The 21,115-nt window shown below is 72.3% G+C and carries 19 protein-coding genes; 6 read left to right on the top strand and 13 right to left on the bottom strand.

Translation table 11 applies throughout. The features are described 5' to 3' along the window. The first annotated feature begins 8 nt into the window (after positions 1–8). Both ACFYXE_RS06025 and ACFYXE_RS06020 read left to right on the top strand, forming a co-directional pair. Entirely contained in the window at positions 9–599 is a 591-nt protein-coding gene (locus tag ACFYXE_RS06025) for a DUF742 domain-containing protein (RefSeq protein ID WP_361177625.1), read from the top strand. Continuing rightward, complete coding sequence (locus tag ACFYXE_RS06020) at positions 580–1,164, top strand: ATP/GTP-binding protein (protein WP_030361923.1); 585 nt, start codon at positions 580–582, stop codon at positions 1,162–1,164. The genes ACFYXE_RS06025 and ACFYXE_RS06020 overlap by 20 nt, the downstream gene beginning before the upstream one ends. Before the next feature lie 62 nt (positions 1,165–1,226). Here ACFYXE_RS06020 and ACFYXE_RS06015 read toward each other — a convergent pair whose 3' ends face one another. After that, positions 1,227–1,616: a 4-oxalocrotonate tautomerase family protein gene (locus ACFYXE_RS06015; RefSeq protein ID WP_389309191.1), complete on the bottom strand. Its 390-nt coding sequence runs from the start codon at positions 1,614–1,616 to the stop codon at positions 1,227–1,229. 115 nt (positions 1,617–1,731) lie between these two features. On the opposite strand from ACFYXE_RS06015, the gene ACFYXE_RS06010 reads away from it, so the two are divergent. After that, complete coding sequence (locus ACFYXE_RS06010) at positions 1,732–2,619, top strand: LysR family transcriptional regulator (RefSeq protein ID WP_389309189.1); 888 nt, start codon at positions 1,732–1,734, stop codon at positions 2,617–2,619. 55 nt (positions 2,620–2,674) lie between these two features. Here ACFYXE_RS06010 and ACFYXE_RS06005 read toward each other — a convergent pair whose 3' ends face one another. The 5 genes from ACFYXE_RS06005 to ACFYXE_RS05985 form a co-directional block, all read right to left on the bottom strand. Then, positions 2,675–2,869, bottom strand: coding sequence for an acyl-CoA carboxylase subunit epsilon (locus ACFYXE_RS06005; protein ID WP_361177620.1), 195 nt, complete (start codon positions 2,867–2,869; stop codon positions 2,675–2,677). Between the two features lie 49 nt (positions 2,870–2,918). Beyond that, positions 2,919–4,511, bottom strand: coding sequence for an acyl-CoA carboxylase subunit beta (locus ACFYXE_RS06000; protein WP_361177618.1), 1,593 nt, complete (start codon positions 4,509–4,511; stop codon positions 2,919–2,921). A 184-nt stretch (positions 4,512–4,695) separates the two neighbouring features. Continuing rightward, positions 4,696–7,041, bottom strand: a complete 2,346-nt coding sequence (locus tag ACFYXE_RS05995) for a polysaccharide lyase 8 family protein (RefSeq protein ID WP_389309186.1) — start codon at positions 7,039–7,041, stop codon at positions 4,696–4,698. 312 nt (positions 7,042–7,353) lie between these two features. Continuing rightward, on the bottom strand, positions 7,354–8,193 hold the full coding sequence (locus ACFYXE_RS05990) for a DUF4097 domain-containing protein (RefSeq protein WP_389309184.1): 840 nt from the start codon (positions 8,191–8,193) through the stop codon (positions 7,354–7,356). A gap of 225 nt (positions 8,194–8,418) precedes the next feature. Next, positions 8,419–8,979 carry a hypothetical protein gene (locus ACFYXE_RS05985; protein WP_389309182.1) on the bottom strand — a complete coding sequence of 187 codons (561 nt, stop codon included), beginning with the start codon at positions 8,977–8,979 and terminating at the stop codon, positions 8,419–8,421. Between the two features lie 436 nt (positions 8,980–9,415). Here ACFYXE_RS05985 and ACFYXE_RS05980 point away from each other — a divergent pair, with 436 nt between their 5' ends. Next, positions 9,416–10,036, top strand: a complete 621-nt coding sequence (locus ACFYXE_RS05980) for a YceI family protein (RefSeq protein ID WP_389309180.1) — start codon at positions 9,416–9,418, stop codon at positions 10,034–10,036. 85 nt (positions 10,037–10,121) lie between these two features. Then, on the top strand, positions 10,122–10,670 hold the full coding sequence (locus ACFYXE_RS05975) for a hypothetical protein (RefSeq protein ID WP_389309178.1): 549 nt from the start codon (positions 10,122–10,124) through the stop codon (positions 10,668–10,670). On the opposite strand, the gene ACFYXE_RS05970 is transcribed toward ACFYXE_RS05975, so the two are convergent. The 6 genes from ACFYXE_RS05970 to ureA all read right to left on the bottom strand — a co-directional run bounded on the left by ACFYXE_RS05970 (position 10,667) and on the right by ureA (position 18,298). Beyond that, positions 10,667–12,037: a hypothetical protein gene (locus tag ACFYXE_RS05970; RefSeq protein ID WP_389309176.1), complete on the bottom strand. Its 1,371-nt coding sequence runs from the start codon at positions 12,035–12,037 to the stop codon at positions 10,667–10,669. The two genes, ACFYXE_RS05975 and ACFYXE_RS05970, sit on opposite strands and share 4 nt — an antisense overlap. Before the next feature lie 63 nt (positions 12,038–12,100). Beyond that, entirely contained in the window at positions 12,101–13,705 is a 1,605-nt protein-coding gene (cimA, locus tag ACFYXE_RS05965) for a citramalate synthase (RefSeq protein ID WP_389309174.1), read from the bottom strand. Between the two features lie 315 nt (positions 13,706–14,020). After that, positions 14,021–14,632, bottom strand: coding sequence for a TetR/AcrR family transcriptional regulator (locus ACFYXE_RS05960; RefSeq protein WP_389309172.1), 612 nt, complete (start codon positions 14,630–14,632; stop codon positions 14,021–14,023). Between the two features lie 14 nt (positions 14,633–14,646). Then, a complete protein-coding gene (locus ACFYXE_RS05955) occupies positions 14,647–15,684 on the bottom strand; it encodes an agmatine/peptidylarginine deiminase (RefSeq protein ID WP_389309170.1) in 1,038 nt (345 codons plus the stop codon). Between the two features lie 107 nt (positions 15,685–15,791). Then, the gene (locus ACFYXE_RS05950; protein ID WP_389309168.1) at positions 15,792–17,513 is read right to left on the bottom strand and encodes an urease subunit alpha; all 1,722 of its coding nucleotides are present in this window, start codon (positions 17,511–17,513) and stop codon (positions 15,792–15,794) included. Beyond that, entirely contained in the window at positions 17,510–18,298 is a 789-nt protein-coding gene (gene ureA, locus ACFYXE_RS05945; RefSeq protein WP_389309166.1) for an urease subunit gamma, read from the bottom strand. Before ureA ends, ACFYXE_RS05950 begins: the two co-directional genes overlap by 4 nt. Before the next feature lie 154 nt (positions 18,299–18,452). Here ureA and ACFYXE_RS05940 point away from each other — a divergent pair, with 154 nt between their 5' ends. Beyond that, complete coding sequence (locus ACFYXE_RS05940) at positions 18,453–19,904, top strand: cytosine permease (protein ID WP_389309164.1); 1,452 nt, start codon at positions 18,453–18,455, stop codon at positions 19,902–19,904. A 118-nt stretch (positions 19,905–20,022) separates the two neighbouring features. On the opposite strand, the gene ACFYXE_RS05935 is transcribed toward ACFYXE_RS05940, so the two are convergent. Continuing rightward, positions 20,023–21,114 carry a branched-chain amino acid aminotransferase gene (locus tag ACFYXE_RS05935; RefSeq protein ID WP_361181163.1) on the bottom strand — a complete coding sequence of 364 codons (1,092 nt, stop codon included), beginning with the start codon at positions 21,112–21,114 and terminating at the stop codon, positions 20,023–20,025. Position 21,115 lies beyond the last annotated feature (1 nt).

The raw sequence follows: 21,115 nt of genomic DNA, 5'->3' as shown, positions 1-21,115 counted from the left end.
GAAGCAACGTGGCAACACCCCCAGACGGTTCGTCATCGGCGAACTGGTCCCCTGGTCATGGCCAGGGTGGCCAGCACGACGGCGGCCCGAACCGGTACAACTTCCCCTCCACGCCGAGCCACCGCCGCCAGCCGTACGCGCAGCCCCAGCAGCCCGGGCCGCGCCCCTACGAGCAGGGCACACCGGCGCACGCGCCGCGCATCCAGCCCGTCCAGCCCCAGCGGCGCGCCCCCGAACCGGCGCCCGCGGGGTCGGCGAACAACCCCCTGGTGCGCCCGTACGCGATGACGGGCGGCCGCACCAGGCCGCGCTACCAGCTCGCCATCGAGGCGCTGGTGCACACCACCGCACAACCGCACCAGTTGCAGGGCCAGTTGCCCGAGCACCAGCGCATCTGCAACCTGTGCCGCGAGATCAAGTCAGTCGCCGAGATCTCGGCGCTGCTCTCCATCCCCCTCGGCGTCGCCCGGATCCTCGTAGCCGACCTGGCGGAGGCCGGACTTGTCGCCATCCATCAGCCCGGCGGCGACGAGACCGCCGGCGGCCAGCCAGACGTGACACTGCTCGAAAGGGTGCTCAGTGGACTTCGCAAGCTCTAGCGGCGGAGCAACAGCCCGCTCCACCACCAGCGCGAAAATCGTGGTGGCGGGCGGCTTCGGCGTGGGCAAGACCACGTTCGTCGGGGCGGTCTCTGAGATCAACCCGCTGCGCACCGAGGCCGTCATGACGTCCGCGTCCGCGGGCATCGACGACCTGACCCACACCGGGGACAAGACCACCACGACGGTGGCCATGGACTTCGGCCGCATCACCCTGGACCAGGACCTGATCCTGTACCTCTTCGGTACGCCCGGTCAGGACCGTTTCTGGTTCATGTGGGACGACTTGGTCCGTGGCGCGATCGGCGCGGTCGTCCTGGTCGACACGAGGCGGCTCGCCGACTGCTTCCCCGCCGTCGACTACTTCGAGAACTCCGGGCTGCCCTTCGTCATCGCCCTCAACGGCTTCGACGGCCACCAGCCGTACACCCCCGACGAGGTGCGCGAGGCGTTGCAGATCGGCCCGGACACCCCGATCATCACGACCGACGCCCGGCACCGCGCGGACGCCAAGAGCGCGCTGATCACGCTGGTCGAGCACGCGCTGATGGCGCGCCTCCGGTAGGACGGCGCCGTCCCCTCCCGTACGCGGACCGGGGCCCGCACGCTGCGGCGTGCGGGCCCTCGTCAGTTCCGCCGGTAGTGCGCGAACTGCGTCACGCCGTCGTAGCCGTAGCTCTCCGGGTGCAGTTCGTGCAGGGCGACGCCGCCCCGGGCGAGCGGGCCGAGCACGCCCGTGAGGAAGGTGTGGGCTCCGGTGACGAAGGCGGCCTTCTCGGCGGCGCTGTTGGTGCCCGCGGTGATGCTGACCTCCAGGTGCACGTCACGGACCCCTTCGGGAAGGGGCTTTCCGGCCACCCGGTAGCGATCGGCGGGGACCAGGTCGAGGTGGACGATCGTGCGGGCCGCGGACTTGCCGAGCGCGTCGACCGCGAGCCGGGTCAGGCCGTCGGCGAGGGTGTCGCGCAGGTCGGCGGGCAGATCGGGGTCGGTGACGGTGGCCCGGATGTGGGGCATGGCGCTCCTCGCGTCGTGCGGCGGTGCCGTCCGGTCGGGCGGCCCGGGGCAACTCTCGCCCGGCCTGGCACCATGAATCCAACGCACAGCCGTCATAGCCGTATGAGGCCGCCTCATGACCGTGAACCTCCCCCAGCTCAGGGCCTTCCTCGCCGTCGTCGACGCGGGCGGCTTCAGCGCGGCCGCGGCCGACCTCGGCCTGAGCCAGTCCGCGGTGTCGCACGCCGTGGCCGCCCTCGAACGCGAACTGGCCGCGCCCCTGCTGGTCCGCGGCGGGCCGGCGCGCACGACGGCGCTGGGCGAGCGCGTCCTGCCGTACGCGCGCAGCGCGCTCGCGGCGGTCGACGCCGTGCGGGAGATCGCGGCCGACGGCGCGGACACCATGACCGGTACGGTGCGGCTCGCGGCGACGCCGACGGTCTGCCAGGGTCTGGTGCCCGGCCTGCTGCGGCACTGGGCGCAGAGTCTGCCGCGGGTCACCGTGCGGGTCTTCGAGGGCGACAGCGCGGAGGTCGCCGACTGGCTGGAGAACGGCACGGCGGACGCCGGTGTCCTGATCGACCCGCCGCCCGGCCCCGGCGTCCGCCTCGCCGTCGACGGCTACCGCGCCCTGCTCCCCCGCGACCATCCGCTGGCCGGGGAGGCGGTGGTGGACGTCCGCGACCTGGAGGACGACGACTTCCTGCTGTCGCCGGGCGGCTGCGAGGACCGCATCCGCGCGCTGCACGGCCGGGCGGGGCTGCGTCTGGACCCGGCCCACCGGGTCCGTGATCTGGCCACGCTGATCAGCATGGTGCAGGCGGGCCTCGGCGTGACCGTGCTGTCCGAGGTCTCCCGCTCGCTGGTGCCGCCCGACCTGGTGCTGCTGCCGGTGGCGCCGCGTGCCGCGCGCCACCTGGTCCTGGCCGGGCCGCGGGGCCGCCCCTGGCATCCGGCGGTGCACTCGCTGGCCGAGTCGGCGGCGGCCCTGACCCGCACGAGGAGCGGCGCGGCGCCGTCCTGACATGCGTCGAGGCCCCGCCCTCCCGGAGGAAGGCGGGGCCTCGTACGGCGGTGGGTCAGCCCTGCCAGCTGTGCGGCGCCCGGAAGCCCGGGGTGCGCTCCAGGCGGCGCCAGCCGGCCTTGTCGCGGCCGCGGTGGGCGGCCGGGGCGGCCGGCTGGGCAGCGGCGCGGGCCAGCAGGATCGCGGTGATGGCCGCGACCTCCTCGGGCTCGGCGTGACCCTTTTCGACGCGGATGTCGGGGGAATTCATCTGCAGCGTTCTCCTTGTGGGCTACTGCGGCGCAGGCGTGGGTCTGCTGCTACTGCGGGGGGTTGCCGTGCTTGCGCGAGGGCAGGTCGGCGTGCTTGTTGCGGAGCATCGCGAGGGACTTGATGAGCACCTCGCGGGTCTCGGCCGGGTCGATGACGTCGTCGACGAGGCCGCGCTCCGCGGCGTAGTACGGGTGCATCAGCTCGGCCTTGTACTCCTTGACCATGCGGGCGCGCATGGCCTCGGGGTCCTCGGCGGCCGCGATCTGACGGCGGAAGATGACGTTGGCGGCGCCCTCGGCGCCCATGACGGCGATCTCGTTGGTCGGCCAGGCGTAGGTCAGGTCCGCGCCGATGGACTGGCTGTCCATCACGATGTACGCGCCGCCGTAGGCCTTGCGCAGGATCAGCGAGATCCGCGGCACGGTGGCGTTGCAGTACGCGTAGAGCAGCTTGGCGCCGTGCCGGATGATGCCGCCGTGCTCCTGGTCGACGCCGGGCAGGAAGCCGGGGACGTCCAGGAGGGTGAGGATCGGGATGTTGAAGGCGTCGCACATCTGCACGAACCGGGCGGCCTTCTCGGACGCCTCGATGTCGAGCACGCCCGCCAGCGCCTGCGGCTGGTTGGCGACGATGCCGACGACCTGGCCGTCCAGGCGGGCCAGGGCGCAGATGATGTTGCGCGCCCAGCGCTCGTGGACCTCCAGGTAGTCGCCGTCGTCGACGAGCTCCTCGATGACCTTGGTCATGTCGTACGGCCGGTTGCCGTCCGCGGGGACCAGGTCGAGCAGGACGTCCGAGCGGCGCTCGGCGGGGTCCTCCGACTCGTGGACCGGCGGGTTCTCCCGGTTGTTCGAGGGGAGCAGCGAGATCAGGTAGCGGACCTCGGCCAGGCAGGTCTCTTCGTCGTCGTAGGCGAAGTGGCACACGCCCGACGTCTCGGCGTGCACGTCGGCGCCGCCCAGGCCGTTCTGGGTGATCTCCTCGCCGGTCACCGCGCGGACGACGTCCGGCCCGGTGATGAACATCTGCGAGGTCTCGCGGACCATGAAGACGAAGTCGGTCAGCGCGGGTGAGTACGCCGCGCCGCCCGCGCACGGGCCGAGCATCACGGAGATCTGCGGGATGACGCCGGAGGCCTTGGTGTTGCGCTGGAAGATGCCGCCGTAGCCGGCGAGCGCCGAGACGCCCTCCTGGATCCGGGCGCCCGCGCCGTCGTTCAGGGAGACCAGCGGGGCACCGGCCGCGATGGCCATGTCCATGATCTTGTGGATCTTCGTGGCGTGCGCCTCGCCGAGCGCGCCGCCGAAGATGCGGAAGTCGTGGGCGTAGACGAAGACCGTGCGGCCCTCCACCGTGCCCCAGCCGGTGATGACACCGTCCGTGTACGGCTTCTTGGCCTCCAGGCCGAAGCCGGTGGCCCGGTGCCGGCGCAGCTGCTCGACCTCGGTGAACGAGTCCGGGTCAAGGAGCAGCTCGATCCGCTCGCGTGCGGTCAGCTTGCCCTTGGCGTGCTGGGCCTCGGTCGCCTTCTCGCTCGGCCCGCGCAGCGCCTCGGCACGGATCTCGTGCAGTTCGGCCACGCGTCCGCGCGAGTCGGTGGGCTCGCCCCCAGAGGAAGCGGTCTCGTCCAAAACGGTCATGTAGCGACCTTACGGAGCGCCCCCGGGGAAACGGACCGTCGACTCCGTACAGTCTCCGGGCCGTTTTCCTGGCACCCCCGAACAGAAGAGCGTCACAGCCATTCAGAAGTGACGGCTCAGACCCTGTTCCGCTGTAGGGATACGACAAAAAAGTTCCCCCGTGGCGACTTTCCGGCGCTCCCGGTCAGATGAGAGACACCTCACACCGATGGCTCGCACAGGCCGTGCCCGGGGTGATCCGCAGGCGCAGCGACCTGCCGGTGCCGACGACCTCGACCGAGGGGTCCTTGGCGATCACCCGGGAGACGGGGTGGTTCCAGGCGAATTCGAGGGATTCTCCGGTGCGCGGTGGCTCGCTCACCTGAACCGTAGCGCGCCCGCCCCGGGTGCGGACCAGCACGCTCGCGGGTGCCGTGACGGCGAGCCGCCCGGCCCGGCCCGCCTGCCAGAAGGTGCCCGCGGTCAGACCGAGCGCGTCGACCGCCACGACCTGCGCTTGTGTCGAATTGGCGAGGACCGACAACCAGCGGCGGTCGGCGGCACGGGCCGCCAGGGCCCGTCGCGAGGCGCCGGGCATCAGGACATAGGCGTACGTAGCGTCCGTGGGGTCGGTGCCGTGGTCGAGCCACAGGGTCTGGTAGCGGCGCGTCCTGCGCTCCGTGGAGCTGGTGGTGTTGATGTCGGACCAGGCTCCGGTGCGGTCCTCGCGCAGGGTCCGCAGCGTGGGCGCACCGCCGGGGAAGAGCCAGCCGCCGTGCCCGTCCAGGTGGGCCCAGCGGGGGCTCGGGCGGTCGTCGACGGTGAGGGCCGCGGTGCCCGCCTCGCCGAGGTTGCGGTTGTCGACGACCGTCTCGACGGGGACTCCGTCGGTGGCGGTGATTCCGGCGCCCAGGCAGATCACGGCGTCGGCGACGCAGAACCAGGAGGCGCGTGCCCGCAGCGTGGAGCCGAGGCCCATGACGTGCTGGCCGACGGCCGCGAACTCGCCGTCGGTGACCCCGCCCACCCAGGCGGTGGCGGGCCGGGCGGCGCCCCACTCGCCGCCCGCCTTGTCCGGCAGGCGCTTGGTGGACACGGTGGTGCCGGGCATCCGGTAGGGGTCGACGGTGGGCCAGAACCAGTCGGTGTACTGGTCGCCGTGGCGCCCGGCGGGCCACCAGGAGAGCATGCCGGCGCCGGTGTGCCAGCCGCGCGGGTTCTCGCCGTTGCCGCACTCGTAGTACGCGATGCGCTCGGAGGCCATGGAGAGGTTCGCCGTGAAGCCGGGTCGCCGGTGCACGGCCCGGTCCATGGCCGGGAACAGCCGGTGCTCCACGGGCTCGGGCGCGGCCTTCACCGGGGAGTCCGCGACGGCGTGCAGCCGCGCGAGGTCGGCGACGCCGAACTGCCGGGCGGCGAGGATCGGGCTGACGGTGTCCCGCTCGATCCAGCCCTTGACACGGGCGTGCCAGCGCTCCCGCTCGGCCGCGCTCGCGCCGCCCGCGAGCAGCGCCACGGCGGCGATCAGGCCCTGCCCGTGGAAGTGGTCGCTGCGCATGATCCTGCGGTCGTCGCCCTTGAGGTAGCCGCGGCTGACGGCACGGCCGCTGACGCTGTCCATCATCAGACCGTCGAGGATCAGCGGCGCGTACGCCCGCTCCACGCTGTCCAGGATGATCTGCCTCTTCGGGTCGGTGACGGCCCAGGTCGACCCGGCGAGCAGCGCGAAGAGCCGGCCGAGGCCGTCGAGCATGACCTGTCCGTAGGTGCCCGAGTAGGCGACCCAGGTGTGCTGGACGAAGGAGCCGTCGGCGTAGAGGCCGTCGCCCTTGGTGACGTAGGGGAACACCGGCGAGAGGGCGTCGCGGGCGAGGGCGACCTTGGCCGGGGAGCGGCCGAGGATGCCGCGCAGGGCGACGGAGCGGCACAGGTCGACGCGGTTGGCGCCGGTCGAGGTGCCGGTGTAGTCGCCGATCGCGGAGTCGGGGACGAAGTGGTCGACGGCGGCGAAGGCCCGGTCCCTGCGGGCGGCGCCGAGGTCGTCGTACAGCGCGGCCACGATGTCCATGAGCAGCCGGGGGCTGCCTATCTGCCACTCCCACCAGTTGCCGTAGCGGGTGGTCGAGGCGTGGTAGACGGTGCTCCCGACGTGGTCGAGGCCGCGCAGGACGTCGGCGAGGAGCCCGGCGTCCCCGGTCGATCCGGTGCCCCGGCAGACGTACGCCTGGGTCATCGTCCACAGCCTGCTGTAGCTGAGGGTGATGCCGGCCGGGGGGTCGAAGGGGGCGTCGGGCCACAGGGATGCGGCGGCGGGGGCCATCGCCGCGCGGAACGTCCGGGCGAGGTCGCCGGTCTCCTTCAGGCGGGTCGCGTACGGCTCGGTGGCGGGGTCGTAGCCGGTGCCGAGGGAGATCTCCAGCCAGCGGGCGCGGAGCGCGTCGAACTCGTCGCCGCCCTCCCCTGCGGACGCCCGGGACGGGAGGACCGGCAGCAGGGACGCGGCGGATCCGAAAGCGGTTGCGGCGAGAAAGGTGCGGCGGGTGGGGGTCATGCGACATGGGTGTATCAAGGGACAGAAAGCGCTGTCTATACCTCTGACACGACCCGGCCGCGGTTCCCCGGGCGGCCGATCGGTGAGCGGGGCCGGGCGATCGGTGAGCGGGGCCGGGCGATCGGTGAGCGGGGCCATGCCGATCGGTGAGCGGTGCCGGCCGACGGCGGGCGCGGGCCACCGACCTCGTCGAGGTCAGGGCCGTCCCCGTCAGGCGCAGGCCGTGACGTCAGGATCATCCACGCCGGGCGCGGGCGTGACGTCAGGACCGTCCCCGTCAGGCGCGGACCGTGACGTCGGGACCATCCCCCATCAGGCGCGGTGGACCGTGATGTCGCCCATGCTCGTGCGGGCCCGCACCTTGAGCGTCTCCGCGGGCTCGGGCGGCGTCTGCGACTCCTCCAGGGACTGGGTCACCGCACCCGCCTTCGTCTGGACGTCCAGCCAGGCGGCCGTGCCCGTGCGGATGCCGATCGCGATCTTGCCCACGGCCGTCTCCAGGACGGCCTCACCGCGCGTCAGCTCCCGTACGGTGATGGGCCCGTTGGCGGTCTTGACGCCGACGTCGGCGCCCGCGCGGTCGACGGTGACGGCGCCGTTGGAGGACTTCACCGTGAGGGCGCCCCCGATGTCGCCGAGATCGGTGCCGCCGTTGGCGTTCTTGACGGTCACCGGGCCCGTGACCTCGCCGAGGCGGATCTCGCCCGAGCCGGTGGTGACGTCGGCGGGGCCGTCCACGCGGCCCACGGAGACCTCGCCGTAGCCGGTCTTCAGGCGCACCTCGGCCGCCCGCTCGATCTGCACGTCGCCCGCGGCCGTCTTGAACTCGCAGTCGCCGAGCCTGCCTTCCACGGTGAGGTGCGTCATCGCCGACGCGACGTGCAGGCCGGAGCCCGCGGGCAGCGTGATCTCCACGTCGACCGACGGGCCCCGGCCGAGCAGGGAACGCTCCTTGGGGCCCTTCACCAGCAGCTTGCCGTGGGCGTAGTCGACCCGGGTGCGCTCGGCGGCCCTGACGTCCTCGTCGCGGGTGGCGCTGGTGGGGCGGACGTCGACGACGGTCTCGGCACGGTCACCGGCCACGATCCGGAGGTTGCCGGCCTGGAGGGTGACGGTCGCGGTGATGGGCTTCGGGGTCTCGAAAGAAGGCATGGCTGTCCCGTCCTGATGACTCGGTGCGCGTGAAGGCGTGAAGGCGTGAAAGGGGTTCTGTGCGGGTGGAGACAGGCGTCCCGCGCGGGGGATGGCGGTACGGGCGTCCCGTGCGATGGATACGGGGAGTCCGGGCGCCGGTGGGGAACCGCGGGCCGGGCGCCAGGGCGTGTGGCGAAAGTGGCGTCGCCCGCCGCCGAGCAGACGGGACTTTCGCCATACGCCCTAGCGCACCCAGCCGGTGAAGCCGTTGCCGGAGCGGCGGGCCTCACGGCGGTCCGCCGCCGGTGCCGTGCGGCCGTCGGGCTGGTCCACGGCGGCGGACACCGCGCGGACGAGCCAGGCGTTGACCGAGAGGCCGTCCCGGCTCGCGGCCTCCTCGACGCGGGTCTTGACGTGGGCCGGGAGGCGGAGGTTGATCCGGGCGGTGCCGCCGTCGTCGGCGGCGTCGGGCGCGGCGGGCGGCGGGGGCGGCTGCGACGGTTCGGGGCGGGCCGCCATGAGCGCCGCGTACTCGGCGCGGGCGTCGAACGGTTCGGCCGCGGGCGGCGCGGTCACCACGAACTCGGGGTCGAGGCCACGCAGTCGCACGTCGACCGAGCCCGGCGCGAGATCCGCGGTGATCTCGTCCGCGGCCGCGGAGAGGGCGTTGAGCAGGGTGAGCCGGGCGGCCGACTCCAGCGGGGCGGTGAGGCGCTCGGCCAGCGCCCGCGCCTCGTCGCCACCCGCTTCGGCGGCCACCGCGAGCTCCTGCCGGAGCTGATCGACGTACTGCGTGAGGTTCATGACGCCAATATGGCACCACAATGGCGCCACCGCAAGCACGATGAACACGACAGGTCAAAACCGGAGCGCCCCCCACGTCCGATTGCGCAGGTCAGACAGGGTCAACCAGAGGGGCGCAGAAAATGGCAGCACTGTGGCACACCAGCGGTGCCATACGAGAGTGCGTCACCATCGAGCGGCGCCGTCCGGATGCCGCCCCACACCCCCCTCCTTCCACGTTGGCACCTCTGCCCACACAGGCGCACAGCCGCCCCGCACGCCGCACGGAATCGTCGGGAGACGGCGAGACTGGCAGACGTCGACCGCAACTCGTTCGAGTGATCACGCCGACACGCCGCGTTAGAGATTGAAAGTTGAACGGAATACCGCTACATTCCATCTCGTTGAACATTCAACAGCAGCTCTCCATCGGAGCTCGTCCCCCAAGGAGCACGTCATGGGCATCTTCGGCCGCAAGAACGACACCACCGCCCCGGCCACCGAGGCCGCCGCCGCCGGCACGGTCACCCCGGAACTGGCCGCGCTGACCGGTGAGTACACGATCGACCCGGCGCACACGACGATCGGTTTCGTCGCCCGGCACGCCATGGTGACGAACGTGAAGGGCTCCTTCCTCGACTTCTCGGGGACGCTGCACCTGGACGGCACCGACCCGTCCGCGTCGACGGCCTCCCTGGACGTGAAGATGCAGAGCATCGACACGGGCAACGCCGACCGCGACGGCCACCTCAAGAGCGCGGACTTCTTCAAGACCGACGAGTTCCCGGAGATGACCTTCCGCTCCACCAAGGCGGAGGCCCTGGGCGGCGACGACTACCGGATCACGGGCGATCTGACGATCCTCGGCACCACCAAGCCGCTCACCATCGACCTGGAGTTCAACGGCGCGGCCAAGGACCCGTTCGGCAACGAGCGCGTCGGCTTCGAGGGCAAGTCGGAGATCCTGCGCTCCGAGTGGGGCCTGACCTGGAACGCCGCCCTGGAGACCGGCGGTGTGCTCGTCTCCGACAAGATCAAGCTGAACTTCGACATCTCCGCGATCAAGGCCGGCGCCTGAGCCCGGCCGCACCGCCGGTGGCGCGCGCCCGCGGCAGGTCCCCGAGTCCCGGACACCTGCCACGGGCGCGCGCTACCGTTTCGCCGTGTCGGAGTTCATACAACAACTGCCCACGCTCGTCGGCGTGATCGTCGGTGCGCTCGGTTCCTACGCCGCCATCACGCGGGGCGACCGGATGCGGTTCCGGCGGGAGCAGGCTGCCCGCTGGGAGGAGCGGCGGCTGGCCGTCTACACCGAGTACGCCCGGGTCCTGCGGCAGACCGTCAGCCTCACCTACCGGGTCGCCGCCCACCTCGGCAACGACCCGCACCCCCATCCCCTGACGCCCGCCCAGGCCGTGCCCCACTTCACCGAGGCCGCCGAGGCGCGGGACCCCGCGGGGGAGGCACTGCTCATGCTCGGGGCGCCCGAGGTGGTCGACGCGGCGCGCACGTGGGTGCTGCTGGTGATCGGCATGGAGCGGTTCCTGCGCGCGGACACGCACGACCCCGAGGCGTGGGCGGCGCTCCTGGAGCGGCAGCGGGCCGCGCGCGAGACGTACTACGCGGCCGTCCGGCGCGACCTTGCGCTGCCGCCCGGCCACTCGGGCCGGTGGCCGGTCACGGCTCCCCCGGCCCCGCGCCCGGCGGCCTAGAAGCCGCCACCGCCCCCGAAGTCCCCGCCGCCGCCGAAGTCGCCGCCCCCGCCGAAGTCGCCTCCGCCGCCGAAGTCCCCGGGGTCGAAGTCGGCGCCCGAGAAGTCGCCGCCCTCGTAGCCGCCGCCGAAGTCCCCGTAGCCGCTGCCGTAGTCCGCCGCGTACGCGGGGCTGGACATCATGCCGCCGAGCATCGTGCCGACCAGCAGTGCGGGCAGCAGGCCCCCGCCGAAGTAGCCGCCCGCCCACGGCCCGTACGCCGGTCCGGCCTCCCAGTACGGGCGGCGCTCCCCGGTCTCGGTGACCACCGTGCGCGCCTGCGGGTCCTCGCCGTCGGCGAGGCGGGCCGCGTCCGCCGCGCACACCGGCACCGAACGCTCCGGGCCGCCCGCCGGGGCCCACGTCGCGTCCTCGACCGAGGGGCCGTGCCGCGGGTCGAAGAAGCAGGGGGCCCGCCGCTCCGGCAGCTCACGGCCCTCGCGCCGGGCGGCGAGCAGGGCCAGCGAGAACCGGCCGTCCTCCAGGGCCTGGGTGACGGCGCGCACCTCTTCGGGGCGGGTCGCGGCGGCCATGTACGACTTCGCCTTCTCGTACGCGTCCAGGGCGCGCTCGTAGTCCGCGCGCATCGCGTCGTCCGCGCCCGCCTCCGCCGGGTGGAAGTCGAGCCGGTCGAGCTCCTCGCCGAACGCGGTGATGTCCTCGTCCACGACGACGGCCAGCTTGCGCAGCGCCTCGCGCTGCATCTCCTCGTGCCGCCGCTTCTTGCGCCGCACCACCGCGTACGCCCCGCCGGCCCCGGCCACGACCACCACGCCGACGCCGACCAGGGCGCCCACCGACACGCCGTCGTCGTCGCCGGCGCCCCAGGACTGCGGGGCCTTGCCGCCGGCCTGCACGAGGGCCTGGCCGACGAAGCGGTCGAGCTGGGCGGGGGTGTCCTCGCCCTGGACCAGCGAGACGAGGTTGTTGACGGCGTTGGGCGTCAGGACGGAACGGTCCGCCTTGGCGTCGAAGCCGCCGCCGAGCCGGACCGCGTACACCCCGGTCACGCCGGTCTCGGTGCGCAGTTGCCGGAAGACGTCCTGCTGCGGGAAGTCGTCCGGCAGGACGGCGACGAACACCGGCTTGTCGGCCTTCTTGATCTTCTGGGCGAGGGCGTCCGCCTGGGCGTCGGTCAGCTGGTCCGACGCGGCGGGATCGACGTACACCGGGCTCTTCTTCCAGGCGTCGGCCACCGCCGACACGCTGGAGGCCTCCGGTGCCGACGGGGCGGCGATCACCCCGGGCGCCGCCGTGAAGGACACGGCACCCAGGGCGAGCAACAGCCCCGAAAGTCCGACGGTGATCCGCTTCGCCCGATTCCTCATGCTTCGAACGTAACCCAGTCGGACGCGCGACGGGCTCCCGCAGGGGGGTCTACGGCCCGCGGGCTAGTCGACCGGCTCGACGCCCGCGCGCAGCAGGCCGTACGTGTAGGCGTCCTCCAGCGCGCCCCACGAGGCGGCGATGACGTTCTCGGCGACGCCCACCGTCGACCACTCTCCGACGCCGTCGGAGGTGGAGATCAGCACGCGGGTGGTGGAGGAGGTGCCGTGCTTGCCCTCCAGGATGCGGACCTTGTAGTCCACGAGCTCCAGCTTCGCGAGCTGCGGGTAGATGCGCTCCAGGCCGACCCGCAGCGCGCGGTCGAGGGCGTTGACGGGACCGTTGCCCTCGGCGGTGGCGACGATGCGCTCGCCCTTGGCCCACAGCTTCACGGTGGCCTCGTTGGCGTGCGTGCCGTCGGGGCGGTCCTCGACGATGGCCCGCCAGGACTCGATGCGGAAGTAGCGGCGGGCCCGGCCCTCGGCCTCCTCCCGCAGCAGCAGCTCGAAGGAGGCGTCGGCCGCCTCGTACGTGTAGCCCTGGAGCTCGCGCTCCTTGACGCGGTCGACGACGCGGCCGATCAGCGCGCGGTCGTCGCCGAGGTCGACGCCGAGCTCCTTGCCCTTGAGCTCGATGGAGGCGCGGCCCGCCATGTCGGAGACCAGCATCCGGATGCGGTTGCCGACCAGGTCCGGGTCGATGTGCTGGTAGAGGTCCGGGTCGACCTTGATCGCGGAGGCGTGCAGGCCCGCCTTGTGCGCGAAGGCGGAGACGCCCACGTAGGGCTGGTGCGTCGAGGGGGTCAGGTTCACGACCTCGGCGATGGCGTGCGAGACGCGGGTCATCTCGCGCAGCGCGCCCTCGGGCAGCACCTGCTTGCCGTACTTGAGCTCCAGGGCGGCGACCACGGGGAAGAGGTTGGCGTTGCCGACGCGCTCGCCGTAGCCGTTGGCGGTGCACTGCACGTGGGTGGCGCCGGCGTCGACGGCGGCCAGGGTGTTGGCGACCGCGCAGCCGGTGTCGTCCTGGGCGTGGATGCCGAGCCGGGCGCCGGTGTCGGCGGCGACGGTGCCGACGACGGCCTGGATCTGCGCGGGGAGCATCCCGCCGTTGGTGTCGCACAGCACGACGACGTCGGCGCCCGCCCCGGCGGCGGCGCGGACGACGGACTTGGCGTACTCGGGGTTGGCGCGGTAGCCGTCGAAGAAGTGCTCGCAGTCGACGAAGACCCGGCGGCCCTGCGAGACGAGGTAGGAGACGGTGTCGCGGACCATCTCCACGTTCTCGTCGAGGGTGGTGCGCAGGGCCAGTTCGACGTGCCGGTCGTGGGACTTGGCGACCAGCGTGATGACGGGGGCGCCGGACGCGAGGAGCGCGTTGACCTGCGGGTCGTCCGCGGCCTTGGCGTTCGCGCGGCGGGTGGCGCCGAACGCGACGAGCTGGGCGTGCCGGAAGGTGATCTCCTGCTGGGCCCGCGCGAAGAACTCGGTGTCGCGGGGGTTGGCGCCGGGCCAGCCGCCCTCGATGAAGCCGACGCCGAAGTCGTCCAGGTGCCGCGCGATGGTCAGCTTGTCCGCGACGGTGAGGTTGATGCCTTCGCGCTGCGCGCCGTCGCGCAGCGTCGTGTCGAAGACGTGGAAGGAATCGTCGGGTGTGCTGGTTTCCGTCATGCTGATCTGGCTCCTGTGTCGGATCTCGGTCTACCGGAATGACCGGCTCCACCACCCCCCATGATCCCTCGCGCTCCGTGTCCGGCTGCAGTTGGGCCGGGAAACGAAAAAACCCCTCGCGGGTGCGAGAGGTCTGCGCGCGGGTCGAGGCGACGGTGTCCGCCCGTACGTGATGGATACGAGGCGGTCACTGCGGACCGGCGCGCCTGCTGCCAATAATCATGGCGAACGAGAGCACGGAGGCAGCTTGCCACGCTTCGCCCCGCCGCGGGACCCCGTCTCACGATGCGGGCGGGGCCATCGCTGTCACTGTCGCTAGCGGACCGCGGGGGCGAGCGCCGCGTCGAGGAACTCCCGTACGTGCGCGAGGACCTGGTCGCGTCCGGTCCCGCGCAGCCCGATCGCCACGTGGATGGAGAACCCGTCGAGCAGCGCGCGCAGCCGGGACGCGAAGCGGTCCGCGTCGACCGGGGCGAACTCGCCGCGCGAGACGCCCTCGGCGAGCAGGGCCGCGAGGTCGCGGTGCCAGGCCCCCTCGATGGCGGCCTGCCGGTCGCGGCCCTCCTCGTCGGCGTTGAGGGAGCGGTTCCAGACCTCCAGCCAGAGCGTCCAGTGCGGGTCGCCCGGCGCGTCGGGCACGTACAGGTCGACGTACGCGTCCAGGCGGGCGCGGGCGGTGCCGGGCCGGGCGAGGAGACGGCCGCGCTCGGCGCCGAGGCGGCCCTCGCTCCACTCCAGGGTGCGCAGGAGGAGTTCGTCCTTGGTGCGGAAGTAGTAGAGGAGGTGGCCGGAGCTCATGCCGACCTCGCGGCCGAGCGCGGCCATGGTGAGCTTCTCCAGGCCGCGCTCGGCGATCATCTCCATGGCGGCCGCCAACACGTCCTCACGCGGCGGGGCGTTCTTCCGCGCGCGGGCCTGACCGGCCATCCCGTACTCCTTGATCACACCTTCGGCTGCTGCTGGGTGATGCAGTGGATGCCACCACCCCCGGCAAAGATCGTACGGGCGTCGACGAGCGTCACCGTCCGGTCGGGGAAGAGGCCGCGGAAGATGCCGGCCGCGATCTCGTCGTTCGGGTCGCCGAAGGCGCACAGGACGACGCCGCCGTTGCACAGGTAGTGGTTGATGTACGAATAGTCCACCCAGCCCTCGTCGTCCTTGAGGACGGTCGGGGCGGGCACCTCGACGATGCGCAGGGTGCGGCCGCGGGCGTCGGTCCGGCCCGTGAGCGCCGCGACGATCTGCTTGCTGACCTCGAAGTCGGGGTGGGAGGGGTCGCGCTGGGAGTGCACGAGGACGACGCCGGGCGCCGCGAAGGCGGCGACGATGTCGACGTGGCCGAGGGTGCCGTAGCCGTGGCCGGGGTAGTCGGCGGTGAGGCCGCGGGGCAGCCAGATCGCCTTGGTGGTGCCGAGCTGGGCGTGCACCTCCGCCTCGACCTGCTCCCGGGTCCAGTCGGGGTTGCGCTCCGGGCCGAGCTGTACGGTCTCGGTGAGCAGCACGGTGCCCTCGCCGTCGACGTGCAGGCCGCCGCCCTCGTTGACCAGCTTCGAGGCGTACGTACGGGCTCCGGCGAGCTCCGCGACATGCGCGCCGATTGCGGCGTCGTGGTCCCAGCGGGCCCACTCCTGCGCGCCCCAGCCGTTGAAGGTCCAGTCGACGGCGGCGAGCGTGCCCTTGCCGTCGGTGAGGAAGGTGGGGCCGATGTCCCGCATCCAGGCGTCGTCGAGGTCCCGCTCGGTCACCTCGATGTCCGGGCCGAGCAGCTCCCTGGCGTACGCGGACTGGGCGGGCCCGCAGACCACGGTGACCGGCTCGAAGCGGCGTACGGCACGGGCGACGGCGGCCCAGGCGAGGCGGGAGTCGTCGAGGCCCGCGGGGTCGTCGAAGGTGGGGTTGGGGCACGGCCACGCCATCCAGGTGCGTTCGTGCGGGGCCCACTCGGCGGGCATGCGGAAGCCGTCGGCGGCTGCGGTCATGGCGTACACCTTCAGAGGAAGTCGGGGACGTCGGGGAAGTCCGGGACGTCGGGCGAAACAGGCGGGAGGGGGCAGGGGGGCAGGGATCAGAGGTCAGAGGCCAGAGGTCAGAGGAAGTACAGGCGGTTGAGGGGGACGGAGTCGGCGGGCTCGGAGCGGACCGGGTCGCCGTCGAGGGTGACCAGGCCGGTGCGCTGGTTCACGTCGACGGCTCCGGTACGGGAGTTCAGGCGCAGGTCGGCGGGGCCGATGCCGCGGGTGCCGCGGACGGCGACCCGGCGGCGCCGGGTCGGCATCGTGTCGTTGCCCTGGTCGAGGGCGGCCTGCGCGACGAACGCCACCGAGATGTCGGCCGGCACGGCACCATGGCCGCCGAACAACGGGCCGAGGACCAGCGGTTCGCAGGTGTCGGTGGCCGCGTTGGGGTCGCCGGTGACGCCGTACGCGGGAAAGCCCGCCTTGAGGACCATCTGCGGTTTGGCGCCGAAGTACTGGGGGCGCCACAGGACGATGTCGGCGAGCTTGCCGACCTCCAGAGAACCGACCTCATGGGCCAGACCGTGCGCGAGAGCCGGGTTGATCGTCAGCTTCGCCATGTACCGCAGCACCCGCGCATTGTCGTCCCGCGGCCCGTCCCCCTCCATCGGACCCAGCTCGGCCTTCATCTTCCCGGCCATCGCAAACGTCCGGCGCACCGTCTCCCCCGCACGCCCCATCCCCTGCGCATCCGAGGACGTGATCCCGATCGCCCCCAGATCGTGCAGCACATCCTCCGCACCCATCGTCGAGGCCCGGATCCGGTCCCGCGCCATCGCCGCATCCCCCGGCAGATCCGTCTTCAGATCGTGCACCGACACGATCATCCCGTAATGCTCGGCCACCGCATCCCGCCCGAACGGCAACGTCGGATTCGTCGAGGAACCGATCACATTCGGCACCCCCGCCATCTTCAGCACGTTCGGCACATGACCACCACCACACCCCTCGATGTGGAAGGCATGAATCGTCCGCCCCTCCAACACCCTCAAGGTGTCCTCCACCGACAGACACTCATTCAGCCCGTCACTGTGCAGCGCGACCTGCACATCGTGCTCCTCGGCCACCCGCAACGCCGTATCCAGCGCACGCGTATGCGCACCCATGTCCTCATGCACCTTGAACCCGCACGCACCCCCCTCCGCCAACGCCTCCACCAACGGAGCACCATCAGAGGACGAACCCCGGCCCAAAAAACCGATGTTGACCGGCCACGCATCAAAAGCGTTGAACGCATGCCGCAACGCCCACGGCGAATTGACCCCCACCCCCCACACCGGCCCGAACTCCTGACCGATGACCGTGGTCACCCCCGACGCCAGCGACGCCTCCATGATCCGCGGCGACAACAGATGAACATGCGTATCGACGGCACCCGCGGTGGCGATCAGCCCTTCCCCCGACACAATCGTCGTCCCGGTGCCGACGACGACATCCACACCGTCCAGGGTGTCGGGATTACCCGCCCGCCCGATCGCGTGAATACGCCCCTCACGCATACCGATCGACACCTTGCGGATCCCCTGCACCGCATCGATCACCACCACATTGCTGATCACGACATCACACGTCTCACGCACCGCCGCCGCCTTCAGATGCAGCCCGTCCCGCGCCGTCTTCCCGAACCCGGCCAAGAACTCGTCCCCGAACCGCTGCGCATCCGACTCCACCCGAATCGTCAGACCCGAATCACCGAGCCGGACGTGGTCGCCGGCGCGGGGGCCGTGCGTGGCGGCGTACTCGTGGGGGGTGAGGCGGCGGGGTTCCGCGGCGTGGCCTCCGGGGCGGCTCATCGTTCGGCCTCCTGGTCGGTGGGGTTCTGCTGCTCGGTGAGGTCCTGGTCGATGGGGTTTTGGCCAGTGGGGTCCTGGCCGGTGGGGTCCGGCTGCTGCCCCGTGGTGTCCGGTACGCCGAGGTAGCCGCAGGCGGCGGCGCGGCGCAGCGCTTCCTCGCGGGCGCCCGGCGCGTCCAGCGGGCCGTCGACGAGACCGGCGAAGCCGATGGCGACGCGCTGTCCGCCGATGGGCAGCAGCCCGACCTCGGCGCTCTCGCCGGGCCCGAAGCGGACGGAGGACCCGGCGGGCACGGCGAGGCGCAGCCCGTAGGCCGCCGCGCGGTCGAAGTCGAGCCGGGGGTTGGCCTCGAAGAAGTGGAAGTGCGAGGTGACGGAGACGGGCACGGTCGCGGTGTTGCGCACGGTCAGCGTCACGGTGGGCGCGGGGTCCTCGTGCAGCGGCCCGGGCAGCAGCGCGCCGGGCGCCGCGTCGCCGAGGCCCTGGCCGATCGGGTCGGACACCACCGCGAGGCGTGATCCGTCGTCGAAGACGGCCTCCACGTGCACCTCGGTGACCACGTCCGCGACGCCGGGCAGCACGTCGTCCGGCCCGAGGACCGCGCGGGCCCGCTCGACGGCCTCGGCGAGCCGGGCGCCGTCCCGGGCCGCCTCGCAGACCGTGTCCGCGATCAGCGCGGTCGCCTCCGGGACATTGAGCCTGAGGCCGCGCGCCCTGCGCGACCTGGCGAGCTCGGCGGCCCCGAAGAGCAGCAGCCGATCGCGTTCGGTGGGCGTGAGTCGCACGCGCCGTACCTCCCTGTCACACGTTTAGAGCAACACTCTAACTACGAAATCCGCATGCGGGAAGCATTGACGCGAAGGCCTTGCAGAGGTGACATTGAGCGCTGCTCAAAAGTGGGGCAACCATCGGGACCAAGCGAGCGTCAGGGGCACCCTCATGCCGATAGAACAGCGCGGAGTCGACACCATCCCGGACGGGGAGCGCACCAGCGGCCCCCGCGATCTCGTGTCGATCCTCATCGGCTCCAACCTCTGCCTGGGGGTGATCGTCTTCGGCTGGCTGCCGGTGTCCTTCGGCCTCGACTGGTGGCAGTCGGTGAGCGCGGTGGTGGCGGGCACGGTCGTCGGCACGGCCCTGACCGCGCCGCTCGCCCTGGTCTCGCTGCGCACCGGGACCAACCTCTCCACGTCGTCCGGCGCCCAGTTCGGGGTGCGCGGCCGCCTGGTCGGCTCGGTCGTGGGCCTGCTGCTCTCCCTCGGCTACACCGCGCTGACCATCTGGATCGGCGGCGACGTGATGGTCGGCACCCTGCACCGGCTGCTCGGCCTGCCGGCCGGCTCCCTCTCGTACGCCCTGGTCTACGCGCTTCTCGCGGCGGCCACCGTGACGGGGGCGGTCTACGGCTACCGGGTGCTGCTGCGGCTCTCGCGGATCCTCGCGGTCGGCATGACGGCGTTGCTCGTTCTCGGCGTCGTCGCGTACGCCCCCGACTTCACGGTCGCGGCGCTGCCGGGCGCGGGCGGGTACGCGCTCGGCTCGTTCTGGCCGACGTGGCTGCTCGCGCTGGTCGCTGCGGGGCTGTCCGGGCCGATCGCCTTCATCACGCTGCTCGGCGACTACACCCGCTACGTCTCACCGCTGCGGCACAGCTCCCGCTCGGTGCTCGGGGCCGCCTGGCTCGGCCTGATCGCGGGGCTCCTGATCCCCCAGCTCTTCGGCACGTTCACGGCGTTCGCGGCCCGCGCGGCCCTCGACTACGCGGGCGGGCTCGTCGACGCCTCGCCCGGCTGGTACCTGGTGCCGCTGCTGCTCGCCGCCTCCGCGGGTTCGGTCGGCAACGCAGGGCTGATGCTGTACTCCATGGGCCTGGACCTGGACGCGATCCTGCCCCGCGCCTCGCGTGCCCGCGCCACGTACACCGTCGCCGCCGTCGCCACCGCCTGCGTCTTCGTCGGCCACTACGCGTGGGAGGCGCAGGACGCGATGACGTCGTTCGTGCTGCTGCTCACCGCCATCGGCACGCCGTGGGCGGTGATCACCCTGATCGGCTTCGCGCGCTGTCGCGGTCAGTACGACGCGGACGCGCTGCAGGTCTTCAACCGCCGCTCCCGGGGCGGCGTCTACTGGTTCCGCGCGGGCTGGAACCCGCGCGCCACGGCGGCCTGGGCGCTGGGCGCGGCGGTCGGCCTGCTCGCGGTCTCCCTGCCGTCGTACGAGGGTCCGCTCCTGGACCTGACCGGCGGGGTCGACTGCAGCTTCCTGCTGTCGGGGGTGGTGGGCGGCGCGGCCTACCTGACCCTGACCCTCCGCGACGCCCCGTCCCCCGCGCCCGTTCTCCCCGGCACCCCGGAGGGGGCCGACCGCGCAGTTCCCCACGCCCCCAGGTAGCCCACCCCCCGAGCGGCGAAGCCGCTTCAGGGGCGCGGGGAACCGCGCGCCAGGCCCCCACCCACCCGCAGGCGGAGAAGGCGGACCCCACCCCCGGGCGGGGCGCCCGTCCGAGGCCTCAGGCCAGCTCGTGCATCCAGCCGTGCACGTCCCCCACCGTCCCCCGCTGAATGTCCAGCAGCGCCTCACGCAGCCGCATCGTGACCTCGCCCGGCTCACCCGCGCTCTGCTGCCACTCCCCCGCATTGCACTTGACCGTGCCGACCGGCGTGATCACCGCGGCGGTGCCGCAGGCGAAGACCTCGGTCAGCGTGCCGTTCTCGGAGTCCGTCTTCCACTGGTCGATGGAGACGCGCCGCTCCTCGGACTCGTAGCCGAGGTCACGGGCGACCGTGAGCAGCGAGTCGCGGGTGACGCCGGCGAGCAGGGAGCCGGTCAGGGTGGGGGTGACGATCTTGTTCCCGTACACGAAGTACAGGTTCATGCCGCCGAGCTCCTCGACCCACTTGTGCTCGACCGCGTCGAGGTAGGCGACCTGGTCGCAGCCCTTCTCCGCGGCCTCGGCCTGCGCGAGCAGCGACGCGGCGTAGTTGCCGCCGGTCTTCGCGTCGCCCATGCCGCCGGGCACGGCGCGCACGCGGTCCTCGGACAGCCAGATGGAGACGGGCTTCACGCCCCCGGGGAAGTAGGCGCCGGCCGGCGAGGCGATGACCACGAAGAGGTACTCGTTGGCGGGCTTCACGCCCAGGCCGACCTCCGTGGCGATCATGAAGGGGCGCAGGTAGAGCGACTCCTCGCCGCCGTGCGCGGGAACCCACGCCTTGTCCTGGCCGACCAGCAGGTCACAGGCCTCGATGAAGGTCTCGACGGGCAGCTCCGGCATGGCAAGACGGCGTGCGGAGGCCTGGAAACGGCGGGCGTTGGCGTCCGGCCGGAAGGTGGCGACCGAGCCGTCGGGCCGGCGGTAGGCCTTCAGGCCCTCGAAGATCTCCTGGGCGTAGTGCAGGACGTTCGTCGCCGGGTCGAGCGCCAGCGGGCCGTACGGCACGAGCTGCCCGTCGTGCCAGCCGCGGCCCTCCGTCCACTTGATGGTCACCATGTGGTCGGTGAAGTGGCGGCCGAACCCGGGGTTCGCCAGGATCGCCTCGCGCTCGGCGGTGGCCAGCGGCGTCGATGAGGGCTTCAGCTCGATGGTCGGCGTCGTCGTCATG

This window comes from Streptomyces sp. NPDC002564 (assembly GCF_042889645.1).
Lineage (GTDB): Bacteria > Actinomycetota > Actinomycetes > Streptomycetales > Streptomycetaceae > Streptomyces.
Note: the sequence above shows the minus strand (reverse complement) of the source record. Positions and strands in the feature narration are given on the sequence as shown.

Coding starts and splice junctions, on each gene's coding strand:
- ACFYXE_RS05985 (WP_389309182.1), bottom strand. CDS start 8,979: ATGAACCTCACGCAGTACGTCGATCAGCTCCGGCAGGAGCTCGCGGTG.
- ACFYXE_RS05950 (WP_389309168.1), bottom strand. CDS start 17,513: ATGAGCCGCCCCGGAGGCCACGCCGCGGAACCCCGCCGCCTCACCCCC.
- cimA (WP_389309174.1), bottom strand. CDS start 13,705: ATGACGGAAACCAGCACACCCGACGATTCCTTCCACGTCTTCGACACG.
- ACFYXE_RS05960 (WP_389309172.1), bottom strand. CDS start 14,632: ATGGCCGGTCAGGCCCGCGCGCGGAAGAACGCCCCGCCGCGTGAGGAC.
- ACFYXE_RS06000 (WP_361177618.1), bottom strand. CDS start 4,511: ATGACCGTTTTGGACGAGACCGCTTCCTCTGGGGGCGAGCCCACCGAC.
- ACFYXE_RS05980 (WP_389309180.1), top strand. CDS start 9,416: ATGGGCATCTTCGGCCGCAAGAACGACACCACCGCCCCGGCCACCGAG.
- ACFYXE_RS05935 (WP_361181163.1), bottom strand. CDS start 21,114: ATGACGACGACGCCGACCATCGAGCTGAAGCCCTCATCGACGCCGCTG.
- ACFYXE_RS06005 (WP_361177620.1), bottom strand. CDS start 2,869: ATGAATTCCCCCGACATCCGCGTCGAAAAGGGTCACGCCGAGCCCGAG.
- ACFYXE_RS06010 (WP_389309189.1), top strand. CDS start 1,732: ATGACCGTGAACCTCCCCCAGCTCAGGGCCTTCCTCGCCGTCGTCGAC.
- ACFYXE_RS06015 (WP_389309191.1), bottom strand. CDS start 1,616: ATGCCCCACATCCGGGCCACCGTCACCGACCCCGATCTGCCCGCCGAC.
- ACFYXE_RS05995 (WP_389309186.1), bottom strand. CDS start 7,041: ATGACCCCCACCCGCCGCACCTTTCTCGCCGCAACCGCTTTCGGATCC.
- ACFYXE_RS05970 (WP_389309176.1), bottom strand. CDS start 12,037: ATGAGGAATCGGGCGAAGCGGATCACCGTCGGACTTTCGGGGCTGTTG.
- ACFYXE_RS05940 (WP_389309164.1), top strand. CDS start 18,453: ATGCCGATAGAACAGCGCGGAGTCGACACCATCCCGGACGGGGAGCGC.
- ACFYXE_RS05990 (WP_389309184.1), bottom strand. CDS start 8,193: ATGCCTTCTTTCGAGACCCCGAAGCCCATCACCGCGACCGTCACCCTC.
- ACFYXE_RS05955 (WP_389309170.1), bottom strand. CDS start 15,684: ATGACCGCAGCCGCCGACGGCTTCCGCATGCCCGCCGAGTGGGCCCCG.